Annotated in this window: 22 protein-coding genes; 10 read left to right on the forward strand and 12 right to left on the reverse strand. The window is 64.4% G+C overall.

Translation table 11 applies throughout. The annotated features are described in order from the left end of the window. Nucleotides 1-51: 51 nt before the first annotated feature. Genes QCM77_RS12330 through cnbZ form a run of 4 tightly spaced genes read left to right on the forward strand, consistent with a single transcriptional unit; the run spans nt 52 to nt 5,038 of the window. Nucleotides 52-2,649 carry an ATP-binding protein gene (locus QCM77_RS12330; RefSeq protein ID WP_279665384.1) on the forward strand — a complete coding sequence of 866 codons (2,598 nt, stop codon included), beginning with the start codon at nt 52-54 and terminating at the stop codon, nt 2,647-2,649. Beyond that, nucleotides 2,646-3,035 carry a response regulator gene (locus QCM77_RS12335; protein ID WP_279665386.1) on the forward strand — a complete coding sequence of 130 codons (390 nt, stop codon included), beginning with the start codon at nt 2,646-2,648 and terminating at the stop codon, nt 3,033-3,035. The genes QCM77_RS12330 and QCM77_RS12335 overlap by 4 nt, the downstream gene beginning before the upstream one ends. Further along, nucleotides 3,032-4,282 (forward strand): adenylate/guanylate cyclase domain-containing protein, encoded by a 1,251-nt coding sequence (locus QCM77_RS12340; RefSeq protein WP_279665388.1) that lies wholly within the window; start codon nt 3,032-3,034, stop codon nt 4,280-4,282. The genes QCM77_RS12335 and QCM77_RS12340 overlap by 4 nt, the downstream gene beginning before the upstream one ends. Before the next feature lie 9 nt (nt 4,283-4,291). Next, nucleotides 4,292-5,038, forward strand: a complete 747-nt coding sequence (gene cnbZ, locus QCM77_RS12345; RefSeq protein WP_279665390.1) for a 2-amino-5-chloromuconate deaminase CnbZ — start codon at nt 4,292-4,294, stop codon at nt 5,036-5,038. Nucleotides 5,039-5,140: 102 nt separating this feature from the next. Here cnbZ and QCM77_RS12350 read toward each other — a convergent pair whose 3' ends face one another. From QCM77_RS12350 to QCM77_RS12405, 12 genes are all read right to left on the reverse strand, one after another. Further along, nucleotides 5,141-6,028 (reverse strand): ABC transporter permease, encoded by an 888-nt coding sequence (locus QCM77_RS12350; protein WP_279665391.1) that lies wholly within the window; start codon nt 6,026-6,028, stop codon nt 5,141-5,143. Between the two features lie 4 nt (nt 6,029-6,032). Beyond that, complete coding sequence (locus QCM77_RS12355; protein ID WP_279665393.1) at nt 6,033-6,974, reverse strand: ABC transporter permease; 942 nt, start codon at nt 6,972-6,974, stop codon at nt 6,033-6,035. A 31-nt stretch (nt 6,975-7,005) separates the two neighbouring features. After that, nucleotides 7,006-8,517, reverse strand: a complete 1,512-nt coding sequence (locus QCM77_RS12360; protein ID WP_279665394.1) for an ABC transporter substrate-binding protein — start codon at nt 8,515-8,517, stop codon at nt 7,006-7,008. A gap of 41 nt (nt 8,518-8,558) precedes the next feature. Next, nucleotides 8,559-9,641 carry an ABC transporter ATP-binding protein gene (locus QCM77_RS12365; protein WP_279665395.1) on the reverse strand — a complete coding sequence of 361 codons (1,083 nt, stop codon included), beginning with the start codon at nt 9,639-9,641 and terminating at the stop codon, nt 8,559-8,561. Next, nucleotides 9,641-10,630, reverse strand: a complete 990-nt coding sequence (locus tag QCM77_RS12370; RefSeq protein ID WP_279665396.1) for an ABC transporter ATP-binding protein — start codon at nt 10,628-10,630, stop codon at nt 9,641-9,643. The genes QCM77_RS12365 and QCM77_RS12370 overlap by 1 nt, the downstream gene beginning before the upstream one ends. Continuing rightward, complete coding sequence (locus tag QCM77_RS12375; protein ID WP_279665398.1) at nt 10,627-11,337, reverse strand: DUF1028 domain-containing protein; 711 nt, start codon at nt 11,335-11,337, stop codon at nt 10,627-10,629. Before QCM77_RS12375 ends, QCM77_RS12370 begins: the two co-directional genes overlap by 4 nt. Before the next feature lie 10 nt (nt 11,338-11,347). Then, on the reverse strand, nt 11,348-13,153 hold the full coding sequence (locus QCM77_RS12380) for a gamma-glutamyltransferase family protein (RefSeq protein WP_279665400.1): 1,806 nt from the start codon (nt 13,151-13,153) through the stop codon (nt 11,348-11,350). An 87-nt stretch (nt 13,154-13,240) separates the two neighbouring features. Continuing rightward, nucleotides 13,241-14,230: an ABC transporter ATP-binding protein gene (locus QCM77_RS12385; RefSeq protein WP_279665401.1), complete on the reverse strand. Its 990-nt coding sequence runs from the start codon at nt 14,228-14,230 to the stop codon at nt 13,241-13,243. After that, nucleotides 14,227-15,213 carry an ABC transporter ATP-binding protein gene (locus QCM77_RS12390; protein ID WP_279665403.1) on the reverse strand — a complete coding sequence of 329 codons (987 nt, stop codon included), beginning with the start codon at nt 15,211-15,213 and terminating at the stop codon, nt 14,227-14,229. Before QCM77_RS12390 ends, QCM77_RS12385 begins: the two co-directional genes overlap by 4 nt. 13 nt (nt 15,214-15,226) lie before the next feature. Then, nucleotides 15,227-16,192: an ABC transporter permease gene (locus QCM77_RS12395; protein ID WP_279665404.1), complete on the reverse strand. Its 966-nt coding sequence runs from the start codon at nt 16,190-16,192 to the stop codon at nt 15,227-15,229. A 1-nt stretch (nt 16,193) separates the two neighbouring features. Next, nucleotides 16,194-17,174, reverse strand: a complete 981-nt coding sequence (locus tag QCM77_RS12400) for an ABC transporter permease (protein WP_279665405.1) — start codon at nt 17,172-17,174, stop codon at nt 16,194-16,196. Nucleotides 17,175-17,275: 101 nt separating this feature from the next. Then, entirely contained in the window at nt 17,276-18,874 is a 1,599-nt protein-coding gene (locus QCM77_RS12405) for an ABC transporter substrate-binding protein (RefSeq protein WP_279665407.1), read from the reverse strand. Nucleotides 18,875-19,180: 306 nt separating this feature from the next. Between QCM77_RS12405 and QCM77_RS12410 the strand changes: the two genes are divergently transcribed. The 6 genes from QCM77_RS12410 to QCM77_RS12435 are packed head-to-tail and all read left to right on the forward strand — an operon-like array spanning nt 19,181 to nt 26,813. Further along, on the forward strand, nt 19,181-19,438 hold the full coding sequence (locus QCM77_RS12410) for a DUF6489 family protein (RefSeq protein ID WP_247496679.1): 258 nt from the start codon (nt 19,181-19,183) through the stop codon (nt 19,436-19,438). After that, nucleotides 19,438-20,238, forward strand: a complete 801-nt coding sequence (locus tag QCM77_RS12415; RefSeq protein ID WP_279665409.1) for an esterase/lipase family protein — start codon at nt 19,438-19,440, stop codon at nt 20,236-20,238. The genes QCM77_RS12410 and QCM77_RS12415 overlap by 1 nt, the downstream gene beginning before the upstream one ends. A 46-nt stretch (nt 20,239-20,284) precedes the next feature. After that, nucleotides 20,285-21,835 carry a WS/DGAT/MGAT family O-acyltransferase gene (locus QCM77_RS12420; protein ID WP_279665411.1) on the forward strand — a complete coding sequence of 517 codons (1,551 nt, stop codon included), beginning with the start codon at nt 20,285-20,287 and terminating at the stop codon, nt 21,833-21,835. Between the two features lie 10 nt (nt 21,836-21,845). Continuing rightward, a complete protein-coding gene (locus tag QCM77_RS12425; protein WP_279665543.1) occupies nt 21,846-22,841 on the forward strand; it encodes an alpha/beta fold hydrolase in 996 nt (331 codons plus the stop codon). A 32-nt stretch (nt 22,842-22,873) separates the two neighbouring features. Further along, entirely contained in the window at nt 22,874-26,107 is a 3,234-nt protein-coding gene (locus QCM77_RS12430; protein ID WP_279683835.1) for a bifunctional cytochrome P450/NADPH--P450 reductase, read from the forward strand. 31 nt (nt 26,108-26,138) lie between these two features. Then, nucleotides 26,139-26,813 carry a spermine/spermidine synthase domain-containing protein gene (locus QCM77_RS12435; RefSeq protein ID WP_279665414.1) on the forward strand — a complete coding sequence of 225 codons (675 nt, stop codon included), beginning with the start codon at nt 26,139-26,141 and terminating at the stop codon, nt 26,811-26,813. Nucleotides 26,814-26,834: the final 21 nt, after the last annotated feature.

The raw sequence follows: 26,834 nt of genomic DNA on the forward strand, positions 1-26,834 counted from the left end.
TTCCCGCGCTCGCGAGAGACAAGGTCCGGTCTTCTTGCTAGGTTCGGCGGGATGAGCCTTTCCCTCCATCCCGACACCCCGCAAGCACGGGCGCTGCCGAGCGCGGCGCCGGATGGCGTCGCATCCGGCACGACGCCAGGGCAGGGGATCAGGACGCGGCTCTTCACCAAATATGTCGCGCTGTTCGTGGCCGTCGTCGCGATCGCGCTGCTGGCCAACGGCCTGTTCGAGGTCCTCTTCTATTATCGCGAGCACAAGGCCGCGCTGATCCGGGTTCAGCATGAGCAGGCCGAGGCGGCCGCGGCCAAGATCGGTCAGTTCGTCAAGGAGATCGAGAGCCAGCTCGGCTGGACCACGCAGCTGCCCTGGTCGGCAGGCTCGATCGAGCAGCGCCGGTTCGATGCGCTGCGGCTGCTGCGCCAGGTGCCTGCGATCACCGAGCTCGCCCAGGTCGACGCGACCGGCAGGGAGCGGCTGCGGGTCTCGCGGCTCGCCATGGACGCGATCGACAGCGGGATCGACCTGTCGGACGATCCGAAGTTCACCGAGGCGGTCGTGCACAAGGTTTTTTACGGCCCGGTCTATTTCCGCAGGGAGTCCGAGCCGTACATGACACTGGCGCAGGCCGGGTCGCGCAAGGATGCGGGCGTCAGCATCGCGGAGGTCAATCTCAAGCTGATCTGGGACGTCGTGTCCCAGATCAAGGTCGGCGAGCACGGACACGCCTACGTGGTCGGTCCGGAGGGACGCCTGATCGCGCACCCCGATATCAGCCTGGTCCTGCGCAACACCGACATGTCTGGCCTGGCGCAGGTGCGCGCCGCGCTTGCCGGAGGCGGTTCCACGCCGGATGCACTTTCCGAAGCGCGCAACATCCAGGGACAGAAGGTGCTGACCGCCTCGGCCCCGATCGCACCGCTGCACTGGACCATGTTCGTCGAGCTGCCGGTCGAGGAGGCCTATGCGGCGCTCTATGCTGCGTTGGAACGGCTTGCATTCGTGCTGCTCGCGGCGTCGATCTTCGCGGTGCTCGCCGGGGTATTCCTCGCGCGCCGCATGGTCGGGCCGATCCAGGCGCTGCGAAGCGGCGCCGAGCGCATCGGCGGCGGCGATTTCTCCCAGCGCATCTCGATCAGGACCGGCGACGAGCTCGAGGGGCTCGCGGACCAGTTCAACCATATGGGCGAGCGCCTGCAGGAATCCTATGCGGACCTGGAAAAAAAGGTCGAGGTGAGAACGGCTGAGTTGACCGAGTCGCTCGAGCAACAGACGGCTACGTCGGAAGTGTTGCAGGTCATCAGTTCGTCTCCGGGCGAACTCACACCGGTGTTCCACAAGATGCTCGAGAATGCCACACGCGTCTGTGGTGCGAGTTTCGGCGTCATGAATCTGTGGGATGGTGAGAGTTTCACGATTGCTGCCGATTACAATGTGCCGCCTGCGTTCGCGGCTTCGCGAAAAGACGTGGCGATCCGTCCTCATCCGGACAGCGCGCTTGCTGTGGTTGTCAGGACACGTCAAGTTGTCCACGTTCATGATGTGCAACAAACTCCGGCCTATCTTGCTGGAGGTCCGACCATTCGTGGAATCTCCGACGTCGCCGGCGCCCGCACGATCGTCATAGTGCCCATGATGAGGGAAAGCGAGCTGATCGGAACGGTTGCGGTTTATCGCAAAGAAGTCCGGCCGTTCACCGATAAGCAAATCGCATTGGTTGAGAATTTCACGAAGCAAGCCGTCATCGCTATCGAGAACACGCGACTGCTGAACGAGTTACGCAAGCGTACGACGGAGTTGTCGCAATCCCTCGACGATCTTCGCGCCGCGCAGGATCGCCTGGTCCAGACCGAGAAGCTGGCGTCGCTCGGCCAGCTCACCGCCGGGATCGCCCACGAGATCAAGAACCCGCTCAATTTCGTCAACAATTTCTCGTCGGTGTCGACGGAGCTGATCGACGAGCTCAACGAGGCCCTGCAAACGGCCTCGCTCGACGGCAAGACCAAGGCGGAGGTCGACGAGCTGACCGGCCTGCTCAGGAGCAATCTCGAAAAGGTGGTGCAGCACGGCAAGCGCGCCGATTCCATTGTCAGGAACATGCTGCTGCATTCGCGCGAGGGCTCCGGCGAGCATCGCCCCGGCGATATCAGCGCGATCCTGGAGGAGAGCCTCAATCTCGCCTATCACGGCGCACGTGCCGAAAGGCCCGCCTTCAACATCACGATCGAGCGCGACTTCGACCCCGCCCCAGGCATGGTCGATATCTATCCGCAGGAAATCACGCGAGTCTTCCTCAATCTGATCTCGAACGGCTTCTACGCCACCGCCAAGCGCAAGGAGAGCGCCGCAGACCCCTTCGAGCCCACCCTGCGCGCGGCAACGAAGAATCTCGGCGACAAGGTCGAGGTTCGGATTCGCGACAACGGCACCGGGATTCCGCCCGAGGTGAAGAAGAAGATGTTCAATCCCTTCTTCACCACCAAGCCGGCCGGCGAGGGCACCGGGCTCGGCCTTTCCATGAGCCATGATATCGTCGTGAAACAGCACGGCGGCACGATCGACGTGAACTCCGAGCCCGGAGTATTCACGGAATTCATCATCACCCTGCCGCGCATGATGGCGGCAGGCGGCACTTCCGGAGGCAAGACTTGAACGTTTACATTCTGGTCGTCGATGACGAGTCCGACGTCGAGGCGCTGTTCCGGCAGCAGTTCCGGCGCGACCTGCGCGCCGGCCGCTTCCAGATGGAATTCGCGCCGTCGGCGGCCGATGCGCTGAAGCTCGCCGCCGAGGTCCGCGATCCCTCGCTGATCCTGATTTTGTCCGACATCAACATGCCCGGGATGAGCGGCCTCGACATGCTGCCACACGTGCGCGCCGACTATCCGCACGTTCCCGTCATCATGATCACGGCCTATGGCGACGCCGAGACCCGCCGGAAGGCGATCGAGCGCGGCGCCGTCGCGCTCCTGACCAAGCCGATCGACTTTGCGCAATTGCGCCAGGAAATCGATACGAGACTCGAGCAGGCGGCATGACTCCAACCATCCTCTTCGTCGACGACGAGCCGGATCTCGAGGCGCTGATCCTGCAAAAGTTCCGCAGGCAGCTTCGCGAGGGGCTGGTCAATTTCATGTTCGCGCGCGATGGCCTCGAGGCACTGGAGTCGATCGACCGACATCCGCATGTCGACATGGTGGTCGCGGACATCAACATGCCGCGGATGGACGGGCTGTCCCTGTTGCAGAAGCTCCAGGAGGCCGAGGACAAGAAATCGACCATCATCGTCTCGGCCTATGGCGACATGAGCAACATCCGCACCGCCATGAACCGCGGCGCGTTCGACTTTCTCACCAAGCCGATCGACTTCGCCGATCTGGAAATGACGATCCAGAAGACCATCCGCCATATCGAGATACTGCGCGAGGCGCGGCGCCGCCAGATGGAGGCCGAACGCGCCCATGCGTCGCTGTCGCGCTACTTCTCGCCTGAGATCGCCAAACGCCTCGCGGCGGATGTCAAGGGCGACGGCATGGAGGTGCAGTGGCGCGACGTCGCCACCATCTTCACCGACATCACCGGCTTCACGTCGCTGGTGGAGAGCGCGGCGCCCGAGACGCTTGGCGAGCTCCTCAACGAATATGTCGGCGGCATGACCGAGATCGTCTTCACGCACGAGGGGACGGTCGCAAAAATCATCGGCGATGCGATCCAGGTGCTGTTCAACGCGCCGGGCGACCAGCCGGACTATGCGACTCGTGCCGTCGCCTGCGCGCACGATCTCGACGCCTGGGCCGAGGATTTCTGCGCGCGATGGAAGGCGAGGGGTGTGAATTTCGGCACCACCCGCATCGGCGCCCATGCCGGGCCGGCGCTGGTCGGGAATTTCGGCGGCAACCGCTTCTTCGACTACACCGCCTATGGTGATACGATCAACATCGCAGCGCGGCTGGAGGCCGCCAACAAGGATCTGGGCACGCGAATCTGCGTCAGTGCCAGCGTCGCGGAAGCGGCTGAGAATTTCCAGGGCCGCCCCGTGGGTGAGCTGATGCTGCGCGGGCGCAGCGAACCTCTGCGCGCGTTCGAGCCGTTGCCGCAGGCCAAATTCGAAGCGCCGGCGACGGCGCGGTACTCCGAAGCCTTCGCCAGGATGGAGGCCGGTGATGCCGCGGCCATGCCGGCCTTCGCCGCGCTGGTCGGCATGCATGCCGATGATTCCCTGGCCGGCTTTCACCTGAAGCGCCTGCTCAACGGCGCCAAGGGCATTCGCATGCAACTGGAATAGGAGTCCGACATGACGCGCGAATTCTCCGCCGGCAATTACCGTTTCATTCCGTCCGTATTCCAGTATTCGGCCGGTGCGGCCGCGGCTGACGGCTATGAGATCGAGCGCGTCCGCTTCGACCGCCTGGTGCCGCTCGCGGAAGGGTTTGCGCTTGCCGCGAAGTATATCCAGGAGGCGGGGCGGCCGCTGACGGCGTTCTGTGCCTGCGAGCTGCGCTCGCCGGCGGCCTTCAGCGAGGAAGGCTTTCGCGCGTTCAACATGCACTATGTGAAGACGCTGTCCGAATGGGGTATCTTCGACGGAACCACCAATCCGGTGGCGCGCAGCAACGTCTGTCCCGAGATCGATCCACCGGCCGAGCCGTCGTTCTACGCCTTCTCCTTCACGCGGCCGACAAGCTCGAAGACGCCGAGCTTCGTGATCTCCGGCGGCGCCGAGGCGCGCGAGGGCAGCGGAACCTATGTCGAGCGCACCGTGCGCTACCGCGACCTCAGCCCGGAAGGCCTTCGCGAGAAGGTGCGCTTCACGACGACGTCGCAGATGGAGAGCAGGATGACGGCGTTCGGCTTCGGCTGGAAGGACACCACCGGCGTGCAGGCCTATTCCGTGCACGACTTCCACCACGCGCTGGTCGACGAGCTGGTCCGCCGCGGGGCGTTGCGCTCTGGCCTGACCTGGCACTTTGCCCGACCGCCGGTGGTCGATCTCGAATACGAGATGGATTGCCGCCGCGTGATGCGCGAAGTGGTTATCTAGAGCCATTTCCGTTCCGATAGAATCGGAACGGGGCTCTAGACTCTTGTTTTGACGCGTTTTCTTTACGCGAACCGGTATCCACTTCGCTCGAAAACGCTCTAATTAGCGCTGGCGCGGGTCGAGCGCGTCGCGCAGGCCGTCGCCGAGCAGGTTCAGCGATAGCACCACGAGGAAGATCGCGAGCCCCGGCCAGATCGCCATCCAGGGCGCTTGGGTCAGGAAGCGCTGCGCAGCGTTGAGCATGCTGCCCCAGGATGGCGCGGGCGGCTGCTGGCCGAGGCCGAGGAACGACAGCGCGGCTTCGGCGATGATGGCAGCCGCGATCGACAGTGTCGCCTGTACCACCAGCGCAGGCAGGATGTTCGGCAGGATATGCGAGAACGCGATCCGCCAGGGCGGATTGCCGAGCGCCCGCGCCGCCTCGACATAGTCCTCGGCCTTGACGTTCAGCACCTGCCCGCGGGTCAGGCGAATAAAAATCGGAGTTGCCGAGATGCCGATCGCGATCATGGCATTGGTCAGGCTCGGGCCGAGGAACGCGGCGAGCGCGATCGCCAGGATCAGGAACGGGCAGGCCAGCATCGCATCGGTGATCCGGCTGATCAGCGCGTCGACGAACCCGCCCCGGTAGCCGGCGAGCAGGCCGAGCGGCACGCCGATGCCCAGCGCGATCGCGACCGAGATGAGGCCCGCGAGCAGGGACGCGCGCGCACCGTAAACGACGCGGCTCAGGATGTCGCGGCCGAGCTCGTCGGTGCCGAACCAGTGCGCCGCAGTGGGCGGCTTCCGGACGAGGCTCCAGCTCGTCGCGATGGGATCATATGGCACGACAAGCGGTGCGAGCAGCGCAAGGCCGACGAACATCGTGATCATTACAAGTCCGAACACTGCGGCCTTGCGTTTGAACAAGCGCCGCCGGGCGCGACGCGCCGGGCTGTCCAGCTCGTCAGCTTGCGCGATGGGAGCGGCGGGCAGGGCGGCATCGGTCATGAGTCTAGCTCCGCAGCCGCGGATTAACGAGGATGTAGGCGACATCGGCAACCAGGTTCAGCGTGATGTAGACCGTGGCTGTCACCAGCACGACGCCCTGTACGACCGCGTAGTCGCGGTTGAATACGGCGTCCACGATCAGCTTGCCGAAGCCGGGAATGGAGAAGATCTGCTCGGTCAGCACCGCTCCCGACAGCAGCGTGCCGAGCTCGAGCGCGCCGAGCGTGATGATCGGCGTGAGTGCGTTTCGCATCGCGTGCTTGAGGATGACCGAGCGCTCCGACAATCCCTTCGCGCGTGCGGTGCGGACATAGTCGCTCTCCAGCACCTGAAGCATGGCACTGCGGGTGTGCCGCATCAGGACCGCGGAAATCGCGTTGCCGAGCACGAAGGCCGGCATGATGGTGGCGGCAAGGCTCGCGCGCCAGTTCTCGGTGAGCGGCACGTAGCCCGAGGCCGGCAGCCAGCCGAGCTCGATCGAGAACAGGAAGATCATGAGGATTCCGAGCCAGAAGTTTGGCGTCGAGATGCCCCACAACGCAAACAGATTGGCGCCATAGTCCCACATCGTGCCCCTCTTCACCGCCGAGACGATGCCGGCGGGAATGCCGATCAGGAACGCGATCAACATTGCCATCGAGCCGAGCTGGAGCGTTACCGGCAGCTTCTGAGCGATCAGCTCGCGCACCGGCATCTTGTTGCGCAAGGACTCGCCGAAATTGCCGGTCAGGACCCCCTTGAGCCAATAGACGTATTGCACCGGGATCGGCTGATCGAGCCGGTACTGCTGACGGATCTGCTCGATCGCGGCCGGATCGCGTTCCTCGCCGGCCATCACCAGCGCCGGATCGCCCGGCAGCAATTGCTGGAGCGAGAAGATCAGCACCGACACGAAGAACAGTGTCGGCACGATCTGCACAATGCGGCGGGCGAGGAAGTTCAGCATGGCGCCGGTCGCGTATCAGACGATGCCATGCTCACTTGAACTTCAGCCCGACCACACGCACCAGCCCGTCGGGCATCTGCCTGTAACCCTGGAGCTTGGTCGTGTGCGCAATCAGAAGCGTGCGGTGGTAGATGTAGATGATCGGCAAATCGTCGAGCAGGATCTTGGTCATCTTTTCGTAGATCGCCTTGCGCTCATCGACGTTGGCGGTCAGCCGGCCGTCTTCCATCAGCTTGTCGGCTTCCGGGTTCGCGTACCCGCCGTCGTTCTGCGGTGCCTTGCTGCGCATGAAGATATAGGAGTTGCCGTCGGGGTCGATGCGGCCGCTCCAGTTGATCTGGAAGATCTGGAACTCGCCGGCCTGCGCCTGCTTGAACGTCGTCGCGAATTCGACCGCGCGGATCTTGATGTCGAAGCCCGCTTCCCCAGCCATGGATTGGATGACCTGGGCGACGGCTTCGTTCTCCGCGCCTTTGGGAATCATGTAGTCGACGGTCACCGGCGAAGTGACGCCGGCTTCCTTCAGAAGCGCCTTGGCCTTCGCGATGTCACGGCCACGAACCGGAAATGCCTTCTGGTAATAGGGATGCGTCGGGCTGACCCATTGATTGCCGGGGGTGAACTCGCCGTTGAAGACGACCTGGTTAAGCGCTTCGCGATCGATCGACAGGTCGAGCGCCTTGCGGACCTTTGCCGACTGGCTCAACGGTCCCTTGGCCTTGTCGTTGCCGATATTGACGGTCAGGCCGAGATAGCCGAGCTCCGGTGCCGTCGACAGCACGAGCCGCGAATCCGCACGCACGTCCTTGATGTCAGTGGCGAGCACGCGCTCGATCAGGTCGAGCCCGCCGGATTTCAGGTTCGCAAGCCGCACCGTCGCGTCGATGATCGGCAGGAATACGATGCGGTCGATATGGACGTTGTCCTTGTTCCAGTAGTCGGCGAACTTCTCGAACACCATGCGGTCCTGCTGCACTCGCTCGACGAATTTGTAGGGGCCGGCGCAGACCGGATGCAGGCCGAACTTGTCGCCGGCCTCCTTCGCCGCCTTCGGCGAGACCATCATGCCGGAGCGATCGGTGAGCTGGGCGATCAGGGGCGAGTAGGGGGTTTTCAGCACCAGCTTGATGGTCAGGGGATCGACCACCTCGACGTGATCGACGCTGGCGAGCTCCGACTTCCGGAAAGAGGTCGGCAGCGTCATGTGACGCTCTATCGAGAATTTTGCGGCTTCCGCGTCCAGCGGTTCGCCGTCGTGGAATTTGACGTTCGGCCTGAGCTTGATCGTCATCTCCTTGCCGTCGGCCGAGGTCTCGTGGGACAGCGCGAGCTGCGGCACGATGTTGAGCTTCTCGTCGATGTCGAACAGCTTGTCGCAGAAGGCGGAGAACACGATGCGCCCGACATAGGTGCGGCCGATGCTGGGGTCGAGAATGTCGGGGTCCTCGGCGATGCCGATGCGAAGCGTGGTCTGCGCCTGGGCTGTGCCCACGAGCGACGTCAGCAAAGCCGACGCCAGGATTGTCAAACGCATAAAACTCATCGCTCTCAGCCTCTGTTTTACGATTTTGCCGGGTCGGTGCCTCATGAACTAACCCCGCTAGCGCGTACTGCTTCCGTGCCGCCGCTGAAGGCGGCGACCAATTTTTCTAGGACCGGGGAGAAGCCGCCGTCCGTCGGGACGATCGCCTCGGATGACGGCAGTTCCGACATTCGGTGGCAGGCCGTTGCATGTCCGATGCCATCCGGCAGGAGTTTTGGCATTTCGCTGCGGCAGCGTTCGACCACGTAGGGACAACGGGTGTGGAAGCGGCATCCTGGCGGCGGGTTGAGCGCGCTGGGGATCTCCCCTTGCAGCACAATCCGGCTGCTCTTTGCCCGCGGTTTAGGCACGGGGATCGCTGACAACAGCGCCCGGCTATAGGGATGGCGGGGTGCGGCGAACAGCGCGTCCGCCGCCGCCGTCTCGACGATCTGGCCGAGATTCATCACCGCCACATGGTCGGCGATGTGCTTGACCACGGCCAGATCATGCGAGACGAAAATATAGGCGAGGCCGAGCCGGTCCTGGAGCTCGCGCAGGAGATTGAGGATCTGCGAGCGGATCGAGACGTCGAGCGCCGAGACCGGCTCGTCGCAGATGATCAGCTTCGGCTCGACCGCGAGCGCGCGCGCAATGGCGATGCGCTGGCGCTGGCCGCCAGAGAACTCGTGTGGATAGCGCCGGGCCAGCCGAGGCTCGAGGCCCACCAGCCGCAATATTTCCTCAACGCGTTCGCGCCGCTGTGCTGGCGGCACCAGATCGTGCAGCGCCAGCGGCTCGGTCAGGATCTGGCCAACCGTCATGCGCGGATTGAGCGAGGCGTAGGGGTCCTGGAAAATGATCTGCGCCTCGCGGCGAAAGGCTCGCAGCGCGGCAGCGTCGAGGGCGAGGAGATCGCGGCCTTCGAAACGGATCGTGCCCGCATCCGGCTCGATCAGCCGCAGCACCAGGCGGCTGACGGTGGATTTGCCGCAGCCGGATTCGCCGACCAGGGCCAGCGTCTTGCCGGCTTCGAGTGAGAAGCTGACGCCATCAACGGCTTTGACATGCGCCAGCGCCCTTCCGAACAGCGAGCGCTCGGCGACGAAATGCTTGACCAGTCCTTCGACCTCGAGCAACGGCATCAGGACACCAAAAGTTCGAGCGGCGCGCGGATGCAGCGCGAGAGATGGCCGGAGCTGACTTCCACAAGCGGCGGCGGCGCCTTGGTGCAGGCGTCCAGCACGAAAGGGCAGCGCGCGGCGAAACGGCAGCCGGCGGGCGGCTGCGCCATGTTCGGGACCATGCCCTCGATCGTGGCAAGCTGTTCCGCGCGATGGTCGAGCCGCGGGATCGAGCCGAGTAGGCCGACGGTGTAGGGATGCTGCGGCGCCGAGAACAATTCGTCCACCGGCGCGCGCTCGACGATCTCGCCCGCATACATCACCGCGACCTCGTCGCAGACTTCGGCGACGACGCCGAGATCATGGGTGATCAGGATGATCGCGGCGCCGCTCGCCGCCTTCAACTCCCGCATCAGCTCGAGGATCTGCGCCTGCAAGGTGACGTCGAGCGCGGTGGTCGGCTCGTCCGCGATCAGCAGCCGCGGATCGCAGGCGAGCGCCATCGCGATCATGACGCGCTGGCGCATGCCGCCGGAGAGCTTGTGCGGATATTCGTCGATCCGCCGCTCGGGCGAGGGAATGTGGACGCGACGCAGCAGCTCGATCGCCCGCTCGCGCGCACTTCTGCGCGAGCCGCCGCGGTGGCGCAGGATGGTCTCGATGATCTGATCGCCGATGGTGAAGCTCGGATTGAGCGAAGTCATCGGCTCCTGGAAGATCATTGCGAGCCGGTTGCCGCGGAGGTCGCGCAGCGTCTGGTCCGAGGTCTTCAACAGGTCGAATCCGTCGAAGCGGATCGCACCTGAAATCTCCGCGCTCTGTTTCGGCAGCAGGCCCATGATCGCCAGCGACGTCACGCTCTTGCCGCAGCCGGATTCGCCGACGAGGCCGAGCGTCGCGCCATTGGCGACGCTGAGATCGACGCTGTCGACCGCGTGGGTGACGCGGCCGTCGTCGCCGTGGAAGCGGATGCGGAGATCCTTGATCTCGATGAGAGGGCTTGCGCTCATGATCGTTTTGCGCGCGCTGCGGCGATGCTGGCGTCGATGACGCTGCGATCGGTGTTGCCTGCCGGGTTCTGCCGCGTCGGCATCGAGTTGCGGAAGTGAACCCAGAGCTCCTGGCTGACTTGTTCGAGCCGTTCGAGCTCGCCGAGCGGGTCAGGATGATCGTCCGCGCGAATGTCCAGCGCCGGCCATTCCTCCTCGCCGTGAATCAGGAGCGCCGCGGACTGCTTGCCGCGCTTGTCGCCGCCGGCGGCTTCGCCCGCGCGCATCGCCGCGAGCAGGCGGCGCGGGAAGGGCAGGCTGTCATTGGCGATGTAGGTCTTGGCGGTCTCGTCGAGCACGTCGGCGCCCGCGAGCATGTTGCCGGCGATGGAGAAGCCGCTGCCCGCGATATGGCCGCACCATTCGACACAGTCGCGGCCGGTATGCGCCGCGATCTCGCCGCTCGCGTCCATGATGTGGATCTGGCGGCTCTCGCGGCCATCGTCGGTCGCGAGCAGGGCGGCCAGCACGTCGCGCGCGTTGAGACCCTCACGCAGCAGCTTGACGCCGTCGATGCCGTAATAGGGATTGACGAAAGCCTGCGTCGCAATGGCGCCGAGGCCCGCCGCGATGTAGGGGACACGCGCGCCGACGGCGAAGAAGCGGGTCGCGACGGCGATGCCGAACTGGCCGGTAGCAGGATCGCGCGCGATGATCGACCAGGTCATGGTGCTGCCTTTAGCGCCCTGCGGCGTAACCCTGCATGCCGCGGGGATTGGCGGCGGCGCGGCGGCGCGGACCGACGCGCGAGGCCGCGGTGAGCCGGCCTTCCGACCAGTCGGGGCCGACCTCGACAATATGTCCGCGTTCGCGAAGGTTCTCGATCGTCGCCTGCGGCACGCGGTTCTCGACCACGAGCACGCCGGGGCGCGCGGTGCGTGGCCAGAACGAAATCGGGAAATGCTCGGAGTGCCAGGCCGGGGCGTCGATCGCTTCCTGGAGATTGAGGTTGCAATGGACGTGGCGCAGGAAGAACTGCGTAATCCACTGATCCTGCTGGTCGCCGCCGGGCGAGCCCCAGGCCAGATAAGGCTCGCCGTCGCGCAACGCCATGGTCGGCGACAGCGTGGTGCGTGGGCGTTTGCCTGGCGCGAGCGAGCTCGGTTGGTTCTCCTCCAAATCGAACATTTGTGCGCGGCTGCCGAGACAGAAACCCAACTCGGGAATGACAGGCGAGGATTGCAGCCAGCCGCCCGACGGCGTCGAGGACACCATGTTGCCGGCCTTGTCGATGATGTCGAAATGCACGGTGTCGCCGCGCACCTCGCCGAAGCGCCCCACCGTCGGTTCGCCGGCGCCGAGCGCACCCACCGCTTCGCGCTGGCCTTCGGCGCGGCGCAGCTTGACCACGCCGCCAAAGTCCTTGACCGCGCCAGGCCGGAGATCGAGCGAAGCCTTGTCGGTGACGAGCTTGCGCCGTTCGTCGTTGTAGGCGTCCGATAGCAGCGTCGCGATCGGGATCTCGCTGAACTTGGGGTCGCCGTAGAATTTTTCGCGATCGGCGAAGGCGAGCTTGGCGCATTCGATCTGGAGATGGATGAATTCCGGCCCGGTCGGATCGAGCCCGTCGAGCGCAAAGCCCTTGAGCAGCGCGAGCTGCTGCAGCGTCGCCGGGCCCTGGCTCCAGACGCCGGCCTTGCAGACGGTGTAACGGCCGTAATCGTAGGTGAGCGGGGCCTCGACCGTGGGCTGCCAGCGCGCCATGTCATCGGCCGAGAGCACACCGCGATGCGGCGAGCCGCTGACGTCCATGACCTCTTGCGTCCGGCAGAACTTGTCGATGGCCTCCGCGACAAAATCTTGCGACCAGGACTTTCGCGCGCGCTCGATCTCGGCGTCGCGGCCGCCGCCACCGCTCTCGGCCTCGCTGAGAATGCGCGTGTACGTCGCGGCAAGCGCCTTGTTGGTGAAGAGCGTGCCGGGCCTCGGGACTTCGCCATTCGGCAGGTAGACCGCGGCCGAGGTCGGCCAGTGCGTGCGGAACAATTGCTCCACGGTCTGGATCGTGGCGCAGGCGCGCTCGACCAGCGGATAGCCGTCGCGGGCGTAGGAAATGGCGGGCTCCAGCACGTCGCGTAAGCGCACCGTGCCGTAGTCTCGCAGCAGCATCATCCAGGATTCGAAGGTGCCGGGGACGCAGGCCGCGAGCAGGCCCGTCCCGGGCACCATGTCGAGGCCTTCGCTCTTGTAATGCGCGATGGTGGCGCGCGCCGGTGCCGGACCTTGGCCGCAGATCACCTCGGTGCGGCCGCGCTTCACGTCGTGAACGATGATGGGCACGTCGCCGCCGGGGCCGTTCAGATGCGGCTCGACAATCTGGAGCGTGAAAGCGGTGGCGACGCCGGCGTCGAAGGCGTTGCCGCCCTTTTCGAGGATGGCCATGCCGACGGCGGTCGCGATCCAGTGTGTGGTGGCGACGACCCCGAACGTGCCCTCGATCTCGGGGCGCGTCGTGAAGGGATCGGGATTGACTTTGCTGGCCATGGGACTTCGCTACCTTATTTATCGCGCGCGCAATTGATCACAGGCGATGCCGTGTCGCCAATGCGCAGGCCGCATAGCACGCGCGCGTCACGCCGGGACCGGCGCGGTGTTCACGGCGTGACAGGCGACGCCGTCGATCAGGTCCGGGGCTTCCTTGCGGCAGAGATCGAAGGCGAGCGGGCAGCGCGGATTGAAGGCGCAGCCGGGCGGCGGATTGATCGGGTTCGGAATCTCGCCCTTGACTGGAATGCGCTGGCGGCCGCTCATGGCGAGGTCAGGCACTGCGCCCAGCAGCATCTTGGTGTAGGGCATGCGCGGACGGGCGAACAACTCCTTGCCTTCCGCGATCTCGACGATGCGACCGAGATACATCACGCCGACGCGGCTCGCCATGTGGCGAACCACGGCGAGGTTGTGGCTGATGAACATGTAGGTCAGGCCGAACTTGTCCTGGAGGTCGCGCATCAAATTGAGGATCTGCGCCTGCACGGAGACGTCGAGCGCAGAGGTCGGCTCGTCGCAGACGATGAACTCGGCATCGGAGGCAAGCGCCCGCGCGATCGCGATGCGCTGACGTTGGCCGCCGGAGAACTCGTGTGGAAATTTCAGCCGGTCGTCGGGATGCAGGCCGACGAGGCTGAGCAGCTCGCCGATTCGGGCCTGGATGTCGCGCTCGCCCTGGATCAGGTCGAAGGCGCGGATCGGCTCGGAGATGATGGCATCGACCCGGAAGCGCGGATTCAGGCTCGCATAGGGATCCTGAAAGATCATCTGGATGCGGCGGCGCAGTTTCCGGCGCGCTTGCGCCTGCCGTGGATCCGTCATCGACACGCCGTCGATCAGCACGTTGCCGGAGCTCGGCGGCAGCAGGCCGACCACCATCCGTGCCACCGTGGTCTTGCCCGAGCCGGACTCGCCGACCAATGCAAAGGTCTCGCCCTTCCTAATGTCGAAGGTGACGCCGTCGACCGCCCTGAGAGATTCGAGATGGCCGCCTTCGAGCACGCGGTTGAGCCACGGCTTCGAAACGTCGAACACGCGGCGCAGGTTCTTGGCTTCGACGAAGGGAGCGGTCATGCCGCGCTCTCCGCCGGCATGCTATCATAGAGATGGCAGGCGACCGATTGCGTGCCGCGTGGCAGCGGCTCCGGCCGGTCGACGCGGCAGCGATCGAAGGCGAAGGCGCAGCGCGGATTGAACGAGCAGCCGCGCGGGATCGCCGACAGTCGCGGCATGGAGCCGGAAATTTGCACCAGGCGCTTGTCCTCGCCGGCAAGCGTCGGGATCGCACCCATCAGGCCCTTGGCGTAGGGGTGCAGCGGGTTTCGCACGACGTCCTGGACCGGGCCGATCTCGGCGACGCGGCCGGCATACATCACGGCCACGCGGTCCGAGGTCTCGGCGATCACGCCCATGTCGTGCGTCACCAGCATCACGGCCGTGCCGTGGTCGCGGCCAAGGCGCTTGATCAGCGAGATGATCTGCGCCTGTACGGACACGTCGAGCGCGGTGGTCGGCTCGTCCGCGATGATCAGCTCCGGCTCGGCACAGATCGCGAGCGCAATCACCACGCGCTGGCGCATACCGCCGGAGAATTCGTGCGGGTAGCCGTCGATGCGCTTTTCGGGCGCGGGGATGCCGACCTCGGCGAGCAGGTCGATGGCGCGGCGGCGAGCGGCCGTCTCGGAGAGATTGAGGTGGGTCCGGATCGTTTCCACGATCTGATCGCCGATCTTGTACAGCGGATTGAGTGAGGTGAGGGGATCCTGGAAGATCATCCCGATCCGCTTGCCCCTGATCCGGCGCAACTCCTCTGACGGCAGATTGTCGATGCGAAGGCCGGACAGCAGGATCTCACCGCCGGCGATGCGGCCCGGCGGATCGATCAGGCCGATCACCGAGAGCCCGGTGACGGATTTGCCGGCACCGGATTCGCCGACCACACCCAGCACCTCGCCCTTGGCGATGTCGAAGGAGACGCCGTCGATGGCGCGCAGGGTGCCTCGGCGGGAGGCGAATTCGACTTTGAGATTGCGGACAGAGAGAACGGGTTCGGTCATGAACGCTGCATACTCATCGGAGTTTGGGGTTAAGCGCGTCGCGCAGCCAGTCGCCGAGCAGGTTGATCGACAGGATCAGCGCCGCGAGTGCGATTCCGGGGAAGGCGACGATCCACCATTCGCCTGCGAACAGATAGCCGTTGCCGATGCGGATCAGCGTGCCGAGCGACGGCATGGTCTCGGGCATTCCCGACCCGAGGAACGACAGCGTTGCCTCGGTGATGATGGCGAGCGCGAGGTTGATGGTCGCGATCACGAGGATCGGCCCCGTGGTGTTCGGGAGCACGTGGCGCAGCATGATCACGGGGGCGGGCAGGCCGATCAATTGTGCGGCTGCGACATAGTCCTTGTTCTTCTCGACCAGGACCGAGCCACGCACCGTGCGCGCGTATTGCACCCAAAAGCTCAGGCCGATCGCGAAGACCAGGACCGCCAGCATGCTCATCTCGTCAAGCTTGTTGCCAAAGACCGATTTTGCGATGCCGTTGATCAAGAGCGCAATCAGGATAGCTGGAAACGAGAGCTGCACGTCGGCGATGCGCATGATCAGCCCGTCGACGGCGCCGCCGAAATAGCCGGCGGTCAGCCCGAGCATGATGCCGAGCGCGCCAGACAAGACGACGCCGAGGACGCCGACGAGCAACGAGATGCGCAGACCGTAGAGGATCGCGGACAACACGTCGCGGCCCTGCTCGTCGGTGCCGAGCAGGAACGGGCTCTGACCATCGGCAGTCCAGAGCGGTGATATCCGCGAATTCATCAGCTGGAGCTGCGCCGGGTCGAACGGATTTTGCACCGACAACACCGAGGCGAAGATCGCGATCAGGAAGAACAGCAGCGTCACCGCGGCTGCGATCATGGTGATCTTGGAGCGGCGGAACGAGTAGAACAGATCGCTGTCGAGCGCGCGTTTGAACCAGCTCGGTGCTGCGCGCGCGCCGCGCTCCTCGATCTTGTGCGGGACGACGGCCTCGCTCATGTCAGTGCGCCCGGCTGACCGTCGAGCGCAGTCGCGGATCGACGATGGTGTAGAGGATATCAACCACGAGATTGATGGTGACGAAGATCAGGGACACCATCATCAGATAGGCCGCCATGATCGGGATATCGACGTTCTGAACGGCCTGAACGAACAGGAGTCCCATGCCGGGCCACTGGAACACGGTCTCGGTGATGATGGCGAAAGCGATGACCGAGCCAAATTGCAGGCCGGCGACGGTGATGACGGGAACCAGCGTGTTGCGCAGCGCATGGCCGAAATGGATCGCCCGCGTGGTGAGCCCACGGGCGCGGGCGAAGCGGATGTAGTCGGTGCGCATCACTTCCAGCATCTCCGCGCGGACGAGGCGCATGATCAGCGTCATCTGGAATAGGCCAAGCGTGATCGAAGGCATAATCAGCGCCTTCAGGCCGGACAGTGTCAGGAGTCCCGTCGTCCACCAGCCGATATGTACGACGTCGCCCCGCCCGAACGAGGGCAACCAGCCGAGGGTCACCGAGAACAGGTAGATCATGAGAATGCCGATCAGGAAGGTCGGCAGCGAAATGCCGATCAGCGAGACGGCCTGGAATGCATGCGCGAGCCAGCTGTCACGGCGAAGCGCCGAATAGACCCCCATCAGGATGCCGCTGATCATTGCGAAGATGGTGGCGCAGATCGCGAGCTCCAGCGTCGCGGGCATCCGCTCCATCAGCAGGTTGGAGACCGGCAGACGGAACTGGTAGGACACCCCGAACTTGAACTGCGCAGCGTTGCCGACATAGCGGCCGAACTGTACGATCACGGGATCGTCGAGGCCGAGCGATTTGCGGATCGCAGCGCGTTCGGCGCCCGACGTATCCATCCCGACCATCTGGTTTACGGGATCGCCGGCAAAGCGGAACATCGAGAACGAGATGATCCCGACGGCGATCATGACACCGACGGCCTGGATGGCTCGGCGCAGTGTGAAAGCGAGCATTTGTTCCTTTCACATCTCTTCAGCAGCACGCATCATTGCGTTAGCCCGAAATATCAAGTCCCGGAAGCCAGGGCTTCCGGGACTTCACAACTTGTCGACACCTACTCGTCCTGCTTGGTGGCCCAGTAGAGCATGACCATGTTGTCCGCACGCTGGATCAACTTCACCTTCTTCGAGACGCCCCAGGCGAGCGCCTGCTGGTGCAGCGGGACGTAGGCCCAGTCCTTCATCGAGATCTCGAAGGCCTGCTTGATCAGGAGATCGCGCTTGCCCGTATCGGGTTCCACGAGGATCTTGTCGGCGAGCTCATCGAACTGCTTGTTGCAATAGCCGGCGAGATTGGCTTCGCCGCGGTTCGGATCCTTGGGATCGTCCCGACAGCCCATGATGTCGTGCAGCACGTTATGGGAGTCGAGCGTATCCGGGGTCCAGCCCAGCATGAACAGCGAAGTCTTGTAGCCGCCGGGCTTCAGCACCTTGGCGAAATACTGGGCCTTTGGTTGCGCCAGCAGCTCCACTTTGAGGCCGATGCGGGCGAGCATGCCGACGACGGCCTGACATATCGCGGCGTCATTGACGTAGCGATCGTTGGGGCAGTCCATCGTGACTTCGAAACCCTCGGGATAGCCGGCGTCAGCCAGGAGCTTCTTGGCGGCGTCGGGATCGAGCTTCGGCCGGGTGAAATCCTTCGAGGCAAAGATCTCTGGTGCGACCATCAATGCGGACGGCGTGGACAGTCCGCGCATGACGCGATTCTTGATCAGGTCGACGTCGATCGTCCGGTAGACGGCTTCGCGGACGCGAACGTCCTTGAACGGATTCTTGCCCTTGATGTTGGAATACAGGAGCTCGTCGCGCGCCTGATCCATGCCAACGAAGATGGTGCGGAGCTCGGGCCCCGTCAGCACCGTAGCGTTGGGGCTTGCTTTGACGCGGTCGATGTCCTGGACCGGAACTGGCTCGATCACGTCGACTTCGCCCGACAACAGCGCCGCGACACGCGTGGCCGGGTTTGCGATCGGCGTGAAGATGATCTCCTTCAGATTATGTTCCGGCTTGCGCCACCAGTTCGGATTGGCCTTGAAGACGGTCTTCACGCCAGGTTGATGGCTCTCGATCGTGAAGGCGCCGGTGCCGTTCTCATGGAGCGAGGCGTAGCTCGGGGTCGTGGCGGCGGCCGGCGTCGGTGCCACCGCATCGTTCGCCTCTGCCCATTTCTTGTCCATGATGTACCAGGTCGCCCACAGCGCCGTCAGAATGGGATTGGGCGAGGTCAGGATGAAATCGACGGTGTAATCGTCGATCTTGACCGCCTTGGCATCGGCGGGAACGCGGCTCTGGAAATTCGAGCCTTTCGCCCGCACGCGGTCGGCCGAGAACACCACGTCGTCAGCGGTGAACGGGTCACCGTTGTGGAATTTGACGTCCTTGCGCAGGTGAAAGCGCCAGCGGGTCGGCTCCGGCGTCTCCCAGCTTTCGGCAAGTGCCGGGACGATCTTCAGGTCCTTGCCGCGGGCAACCAAGCCCTCATAGACATGACCGAGATGCGCGCTGGTGGTCGACTCGTTCAGCGTGTACGGGTCGAGCGACTTGAGCTCACCCTGGTTGGCGTAGCGCAGCGTCTGGCTCGACGCCGGCGAGACTGCCAACGCAAGCATACCGGCGAGCGTCGCCGCAAACAGACTTCGTCCAACTGACATTCTTGACCCTCTCCACTCGCCCGCACCGTCATTTTTGATTGTTCGGCGGGGCTGATCGATCCATGTTGCCCAGAGTTCTCGACCCGTGCAAGCGCCATTCCAGCAAGGAACGCGCCAAGTTGCACCGCTGTGCAGCAATGCTGACCGGCATTGACGGGTGGATGGGCGCGGGCGCCAGCGATTTTGATTGACCATACCCGCCGATCGCGGAAGCCTGCGCCCGGTCGCCTGCCTCAGGTCGCTTGCGTTGCATACCGTCTCGCGGCGATACTGCGGCAGGCCGCTCGAATCTCATCTGGAGGGGACATGAAAGTTAATATCGAAATCGACTGCACCCCCCTCGAAGCCCGTCAGTTCATCGGATTGCCCGACCTGGCTCCGATGCAGACGGCTGTGATGGACAAGCTGCAGCAGCAGGTGCTGAGCAACATCGACAAAGTCTCGCCGGAGTCGCTGATCCAGAGCTGGTTCACCTTCGATCCGAAGATCGCCGAGCGGTTTCAGGACATGTTCGTCACCATGGCCGGTCTCGGCAGCCCGCGCAGCGGCGACAAGAAGAAATAATGCCGCCCGGTCCGGACGGGCCGCAGACCCCAAGCCGGCTTCGTCCGCCGGGCCTCGGTTGGCTGCTCGCCGAAGCCCGTGGGCTGTTCGAATTCAATGCCAGCCTGCTGTTGTCGCCGGTCCTGATGCGCGCGCCCAAAGGCGATGGCCATCCGGTGCTGGCGCTGCCGGGCTTTCTCGCCAGCGACCTCTCGATGGCGCCGATGCGGCGCTATCTCAGCGAGCTCGGCTATGAGGCACATGCCTTGCGGATGGGCCGCAATTTCGGCGGGCTGGGACGGATGCGGGATTCGCTGCGCGCCCGTCTCGCCGAGATCCATGCTGCAAGCGGACGCAAGGTCAGCCTGGTCGGCTGGAGCCTCGGCGGCGTCTACGCGCGCGATCTCGCGCTCCAGGCGCCCGACATGGTCCGCAATGTCATCACGCTCGGCAGTCCTTTTGCCAACGACGTGCGGGCGACCAATGCCACGCGGCTCTACGAGGCGCTGTCCGGCGAGCGGGTGGAGGATTTTGCCGAACTGCGCGAGGCGATCGCCGGCGATCTTCCGGTGCCGGCGACGTCGATCTATTCCCGCGCCGACGGCATCGTGAACTGGCGGACCTGCCTGCTACGTCCCTCCGACCGTGCCGAGAACATCGAGGTGCACCTGGCGAGCCATATCGGGCTTGGGGTGAATCCCGCAGCGCTGTGGGCCGTGGCGGACCGCCTTGCGCAACCGGAGGGAGAGTTCTGGCCATTTGACCGGGCAGGGCCGTTTGCCATTGCATATGCCCCGCCGGAACAGGCAGTATCGGCCTGACGAGAAGCGCCGCCTAAGGCGCCCGTCAAATACTCGGGAGGGAACTATGGCTGACGGGAAGAAGCTGTCGTCGCTCGACGCGTCGTTTCTCTATCTGGAAACGCCGGAAATGCCGATGCATGTCGGGAGCATGGCGATCTTTCGCCTGCCGGACGACTACAAGGGCGACTTCTTCGAAGACTTCAAGGCGATGATCGTCTCGCGCCTGCACATCGCGCCGATCCTCAAAGCGCGGCTGGAGAAGGCGCCGCTCGACATCGATCATCCCTCCTGGGTCGAGGACGATCAGTTCGACATCGACCGTCACATCTTCCGCGCCAGTCTGCCGCAGCCGCGCGACCGCGCCACGCTCGAACGCATCGTCGGCTGGATGCACGCCAAGCTCTTGAACCGCGCCCGCCCGCTCTGGGAATTCTACGTGTTCGAGGGCATGAAGGACAACGAGGTCGGGCTCTATTCCAAGATGCATCATGCCGCCATCGATGGTGGCGCGGGTGCGGCGCTGACCAACATGATCTACGATATCTCGCCGATCCCGCGGAAGGTCGATCCGCCGACCGCGGGAGCGAAGCCCGGACAGGAGCCGCGCGACATCGCCGCGACCCTGCTCGATTCCTATCAGCAGCTCTTCACCCAGCCGCTCGATGCATCGGCGGCCGCGAAGAACCTGCAACTGCCGCGCACCGGCAAGAGCGACATCGGTTCGATCCTGTTCGACAATGCGATGTACCAGATCGAGAGCGCGGTGCGCTTTGCCGGCAACATCCCGACCATGGTCAAGAGCGTCTCCGAGGTGCTCGGCAAGGTCGCCGATCCCAAGTCGCGCGAGAGCCTCGCCAGCATGGTGTCGCCGCCGACCATGCTCAACAAATCGATCTCGTCCGAGCGCAGCTTCGCCGGCGTCTCGATCTCGCTGTCGCGATCCAAGGCGCTGGCCAAGCAGGCCGGCGGCAAGCTCAACGACGTCGTGCTGGCGCTCGCCTCCGGCGTGGTCCGGCGCTACCTCCAGCAACACGGAACGCTGCCGGCGAAGTCCTTGACCGCTGCCGTGCCGATCTCGCTGCGCGAAGAGGGCAACACCGAGGCCAACAACCAGGTGTTCGGCATGATCTGTTCGATCGCGACCAACATCGAGGATCCCAAGGCACGGCTGGAAGCCATTATCGCGCAATCGACCAAGTCCAAGGAGATGTCGCATCCGCTGCGGGCACTGATGCCGCAGATATCCAATATCTCGATGCTGGGCGCGCCGATGATGATGCAGGTTCTGGCGCTGGTCTACAGCCGCTCGAACCTCTCGGACGTGTTGCCGCCGGCCGCCAACATCACGGTGTCCAACGTGCCGGGGCCGCGGCAGACGCTCTACGCCGCGGGCGCCGAGTTGTTGCACATCTTTCCGGTGTCGATCTCGACGCACGGGCAGGCGCTCAACATCACCGTGCAGAGCTATCGCGACCAACTCGATTTCGGCTTCATCGTCGGCGCCAACATCATTCCGCACGTGCAGGTGATGTGCGACATGCTGCCGGAAGAGTTTGCAGCGCTGGAGGCGGCCTACGCGCCGCCGGCGGCCGACATCAGGGGCGCCGCGGAGTAGGAATATGTCGATGATTGAAATGCCGCCGCTCAAGTTCGCGCAGACGAACGGAATCCGCATGGGCTACTACGAGGCGGGCCCGGCCGATGACAAGCCGCCGATCGTGCTGTGTCATGGCTGGCCCGAGCTTGCCTTCTCCTGGCGTCACCAGATCAAGTCGCTGAGCGAGGCCGGCATCCGGGTGATCGCGCCGGACCAGCGCGGCTATGGCGCGACCGACCGGCCCGAGCCGGTCGAGGACTACGACATCGAGCACCTGACCGGCGATCTCGTCGGGTTGCTCGATCATCTCGGGATCGACAAGGCGATCTTCGTCGGCCATGACTGGGGCGGCTTCGTCGTCTGGCAGATGCCGCTCCGGCACATCGACCGGGTCGCCGGCGCGGTCGGCATCAATACGCCTCATACCAACCGCGCCTGGGCCGATCCGATCGAGCTCCTGCGCGCGCGCTTCGGCGAAAAGATGTATATCGTGCAGTTCCAGGACCCGGCGCGTGAGCCTGACAGGATCTTTGGCAGCCGCGTCGAGCAGACCTTTGACGCATTCATGCGCAAGCCTGCGCCGCGCCCGGCAGATGCTCCGGCGGAGGAAGTCGTCGCTGGTGTCGGTGCCTCGCCGCGACTGAATCTGGCATTCCCGCAGATGATCGCGGGCTACGATGCGAAGCACGATCCCCGGACACCGATCCTGTCGGCGGAGGAGAAGAAGGTGTTCGTCGATGCCTTCACCAGGACCGGATTTACCGGCGGCATCAACTGGTACCGCAACATGTCGCGCAATTGGGTGCGCTCCGAGGGGCTCGACCATACGGTGCGCGTGCCGTCGTTGATGATCATGGCCGAGAATGATGCGGTGCTGCCGCCGTCGTCCGCCGATGGCATGGAGAAATTCATTCCCGATCTGGAAAAGTACCTGGTCCGCGACAGCGGCCATTGGACGCAGCAGGAGAAGCCGGAGGAGGTCAGCGCCAAGCTGATCGAATGGCGTAGAAGGCGGTTTGGCTAGCGTTGACGGCCAGGGCAGGGGAAGCGCACGTAATGTCATCGAAGAACCGACTGGACCCGATCCCGCGGCCGCCGACCAAGCCTGTGGTCGGCAACATGCTGTCACTGGATTCGGCCGCGCCGGTGCAGCATCTGACCCGGCTTGCCAAGGAGCTGGGTCCGATCTTCTGGCTCGACATGATGGGCTCGCCGATCGTGGTCGTCTCCGGCCACGATCTCGTCGACGAGCTGTCCGACGAGAAGCGTTTCGACAAGACGGTGCGCGGTGCGCTGCGGCGCGTGCGCGCGGTCGGGGGCGATGGACTGTTCACGGCCGACACCAGGGAGCCGAACTGGAGCAAGGCGCACAACATCCTGCTCCAGCCCTTCGGCAACCGCGCCATGCAATCCTATCACCCGAGCATGGTCGACATCGCCGAGCAGCTCGTCGGCAAATGGGAACGGCTCAACGCCGACGACGAGATCGACGTCGTTCACGACATGACGGCGCTGACGCTGGATACGATCGGCCTGTGCGGCTTCGACTACCGCTTCAATTCGTTCTACCGGCGCGACTACCATCCCTTCGTCGAATCGCTGGTGCGCTCGCTCGAAACCATCATGATGACGCGCGGCCTGCCGTTCGAGCAGCTCTGGATGCAGAAGCGGCGCAAGACCATGGCTGAAGATGTCGCCTTTATGAACAAGATGGTCGACGAGATCATCGCCGAGCGGCGCAAGAACGCGGATGCGATCGACGACAAGAAGGACATGTTGGCCGCGATGATGACCGGTGTCGACCGCTCGACCGGCGAGCAGCTCGATGACGTCAACATCCGCTACCAGATCAATACGTTCCTGATCGCAGGCCACGAGACCACCAGCGGCCTGTTGTCCTGCACGCTCTACGCGCTGCTCAAGCACCCGGACATTCTCAAGAAAGCCTATGACGAGGTCGACCGCGTCCTCGGTCCCGACGTCAATGTGCGGCCGACCTATCAGCAGGTGACGCAGCTCACCTACATCACGCAGATCCTGAAGGAGGCGCTGCGGCTATGGCCGCCGGCGCCGGCTTATGGCATCTCGCCGCTGAACGACGAGACCATCGGCGGCGGCAAGTACAAGCTTCGGAAGGGTACCTTCACCACCATCCTGGTGACGGCGCTGCATCGTGATCCCAGCGTCTGGGGGCCGAACCCGGACGCGTTCGATCCGGAGAATTTCAGCCGGGAGGCCGAAGCCAAGCGGCCGATCAATGCCTGGAAGCCGTTCGGCAACGGCCAGCGCGCCTGCATCGGCCGCGGCTTCGCCATGCACGAGGCCGCGCTCGCGCTCGGCATGATCCTCCAGCGCTTCAAGCTGATCGACCACCAGCGCTACCAGATGCATCTGAAGGAAACGCTGACGATGAAGCCGGAAGGCTTCAAGATCAAGGTCCGTCCGCGCGCCGATCGCGAGCGCGGCGCTTATGGCGGGCCTGTGGCGGTGTCTTCGGCACCGAAGGCGCCGCGTCAGCCGACGGCGCGGCCCGGTCACAACACGCCGATGCTGGTGCTTTACGGCTCCAATCTCGGCACCGCCGAGGAGCTCGCGACGCGCATGGCCGACCTTGCCGAGATCAACGGCTTCGCCGTGCATCTCGGGCCGCTCGATGACTACGTCGGCAAGCTGCCGCAGGAGGGCGGCGTGCTGATTATCTGCGCCTCCTATAACGGCGCGCCGCCGGACAATGCGACGCAATTCGTCAAATGGCTCGGCGACGAGCTGCCGAAGGATGCGTTTGCCAATGTGCGCTACGCAGTGTTCGGCTGCGGTAACAGCGACTGGGCCGCGACCTATCAATCGGTGCCGCGCTTCATCGACGAGCAATTGTCGGCGCACGGCGCGCGTGCGGTCTATCCGCGCGGCGAAGGCGATGCGCGCAGCGATCTCGACGGCCAGTTTCAGAAATGGTTCCCGGCGGCCGCCCAGGTCGCGACCAAGGAATTCGGTATCGACTGGAATTTCACGCGTACCGCGGAGGACGATCCGCTCTACGCGATCGAGCCGGTCGCGGTGACCGCCGTCAACACCATCGTCGCCCAGGGCGGCGCGGTGGCAATGAAGGTGGTGGTCAATGACGAGCTTCAGAACAAAAGCGGGTCCACCCCGTCGGAGCGTTCGACACGCCACATCGAGGTGCAGCTGCCGTCCGACATCACGTACCGCGTCGGCGATCATCTGAGTGTGGTCCCGCGCAACGATCCGACGCAGGTGGATTCTGTCGCCCGTCGCTTCGGCTTCCTGCCGGCCGACCAGATCAGGCTTCAGGTCGCCGAAGGCCGCCGCGCGCAATTGCCGGTCGGCGATGCCGTGTCGGTCGGCCGCCTGCTCAGCGAGTTTGTCGAGCTCCAGCAGGTGGCGACACGGAAGCAGATCCAGATCTTGGCCGAGCACACCCGCTGCCCGGTGACCAAGCCGAAGCTGCTGGCCTTCGTTGGCGAGGAGCCTGACACGCTCGAGCGTTACCGCACCGAGATTCTGGCCAGGCGCAAATCCGTGTTCGATATGTTGCTCGAACATCCGGCCTGCGAATTGCCGTTCCATGTCTATCTGGAAATGCTCTCGCTGCTGGCGCCGCGCTATTACTCGATCTCGTCTTCGCCGTCGGTCGACCCAGTTCGTTGCAGCATCACTGTCGGCGTGGTCGAAGGGCCGGCCGGCTCCGGCCGCGGCACCTACAAGGGCATCTGCTCGAACTATCTCGCCAATCGACGAGCGGGCGATGCGGTCTATGCAACCGTGCGTGAGACCAAGGCCGGGTTCCGGCTCCCGGATGATCCATCCGTGCCGATCGTCATGATCGGCCCGGGCACGGGACTTGCGCCGTTCCGCGGCTTTCTCCAGGAGCGGGCCGCGCGGAAGGCGAAAGGGGAGACCCTCGGCCCGTCCTTGCTGTTCTTCGGCTGCCGCCATCCCGATCAGGATTTTCTCTATGCGGACGAGCTGAAGGCGCTGGCGGCAAGCGGCGTCACTGAGCTGTTCACGGCGTTCTCGCGCGCGGAAGGGCCGAAGACCTATGTGCAGCACGTCCTCGCCACGCAGAAGGACAAGGTCTGGCCCCTGATCGAGCAGGGCGCGATCGTCTATGTCTGCGGCGACGGCAGCAAGATGGAGCCCGACGTCAAGGCGGCGCTGGTCGCGATCCACCGCGAGAAGACCGGCAGCGATGCCGTCGCGGGCGCGCGCTGGATCGAGGATCTCGGCGCGAACAACCGCTATGTGCTGGACGTCTGGGCGGGAGGGTAGCCCACCGGCCCGTTCGTGCTAAAGCTTCCGCATGATTCCCTGGGAAAAGATCGACACCGCCAGAATCCCCGGCTCCGATGAAGAGCTTCGCCTGATGCGGCGAGGCAAGGAGTTTTCGATCAAGCTCGGCACCAACGAGCTGATGAACAACCGCCTATCGGGCTCCGAGGCCGCACTTGCGACGCTTGCGGCGAAGCAGATCGAGACGGTCGCAAAACCTGTCGTCCTCATCGGCGGCCTGGGCATGGGTTTTACGCTGCGTGCGGCGCTCACCGTGCTGGGAAGCAAGGCGAAGATCGTGGTGTCCGAGCTCGTGCCGGCGGTGGTCGCCTGGGCGCGAGGCCCGATGGCGCAGGTTTTTGGCGATAGCCTCGATGATGTCAGGGTGAGCATCCGGGAAACCGACGTTGGCGAAATCATCCGGGCGCAGCGGTCGGCCTTCGACGCCATTCTCCTCGACGTCGACAACGGGCCCGAAGGGCTGACCCGGAAGGGCAATGATGCGCTCTACAATGCGAGCGGGTTGAAGGCGGCGAAGACCGCGTTGCAACCGGGCGGCGTCCTGGCCGTCTGGTCCTCGGGACCTAACCCGGCCTTCACCAAGCGGCTCGGGAGTGCTGGCTTCGACGTCAACGAAGTCAATATCCGCGCCACCGGAAGAGGCGGTGGCGCGCGCCACGTGATCTGGATGGCCAGGAAGAGCTAGACCGTCTGCGCAGCCACCAGT

It is taken from the genome of Bradyrhizobium nivariense, assembly GCF_029846695.2.
GTDB lineage: Bacteria > Pseudomonadota > Alphaproteobacteria > Rhizobiales > Xanthobacteraceae > Bradyrhizobium.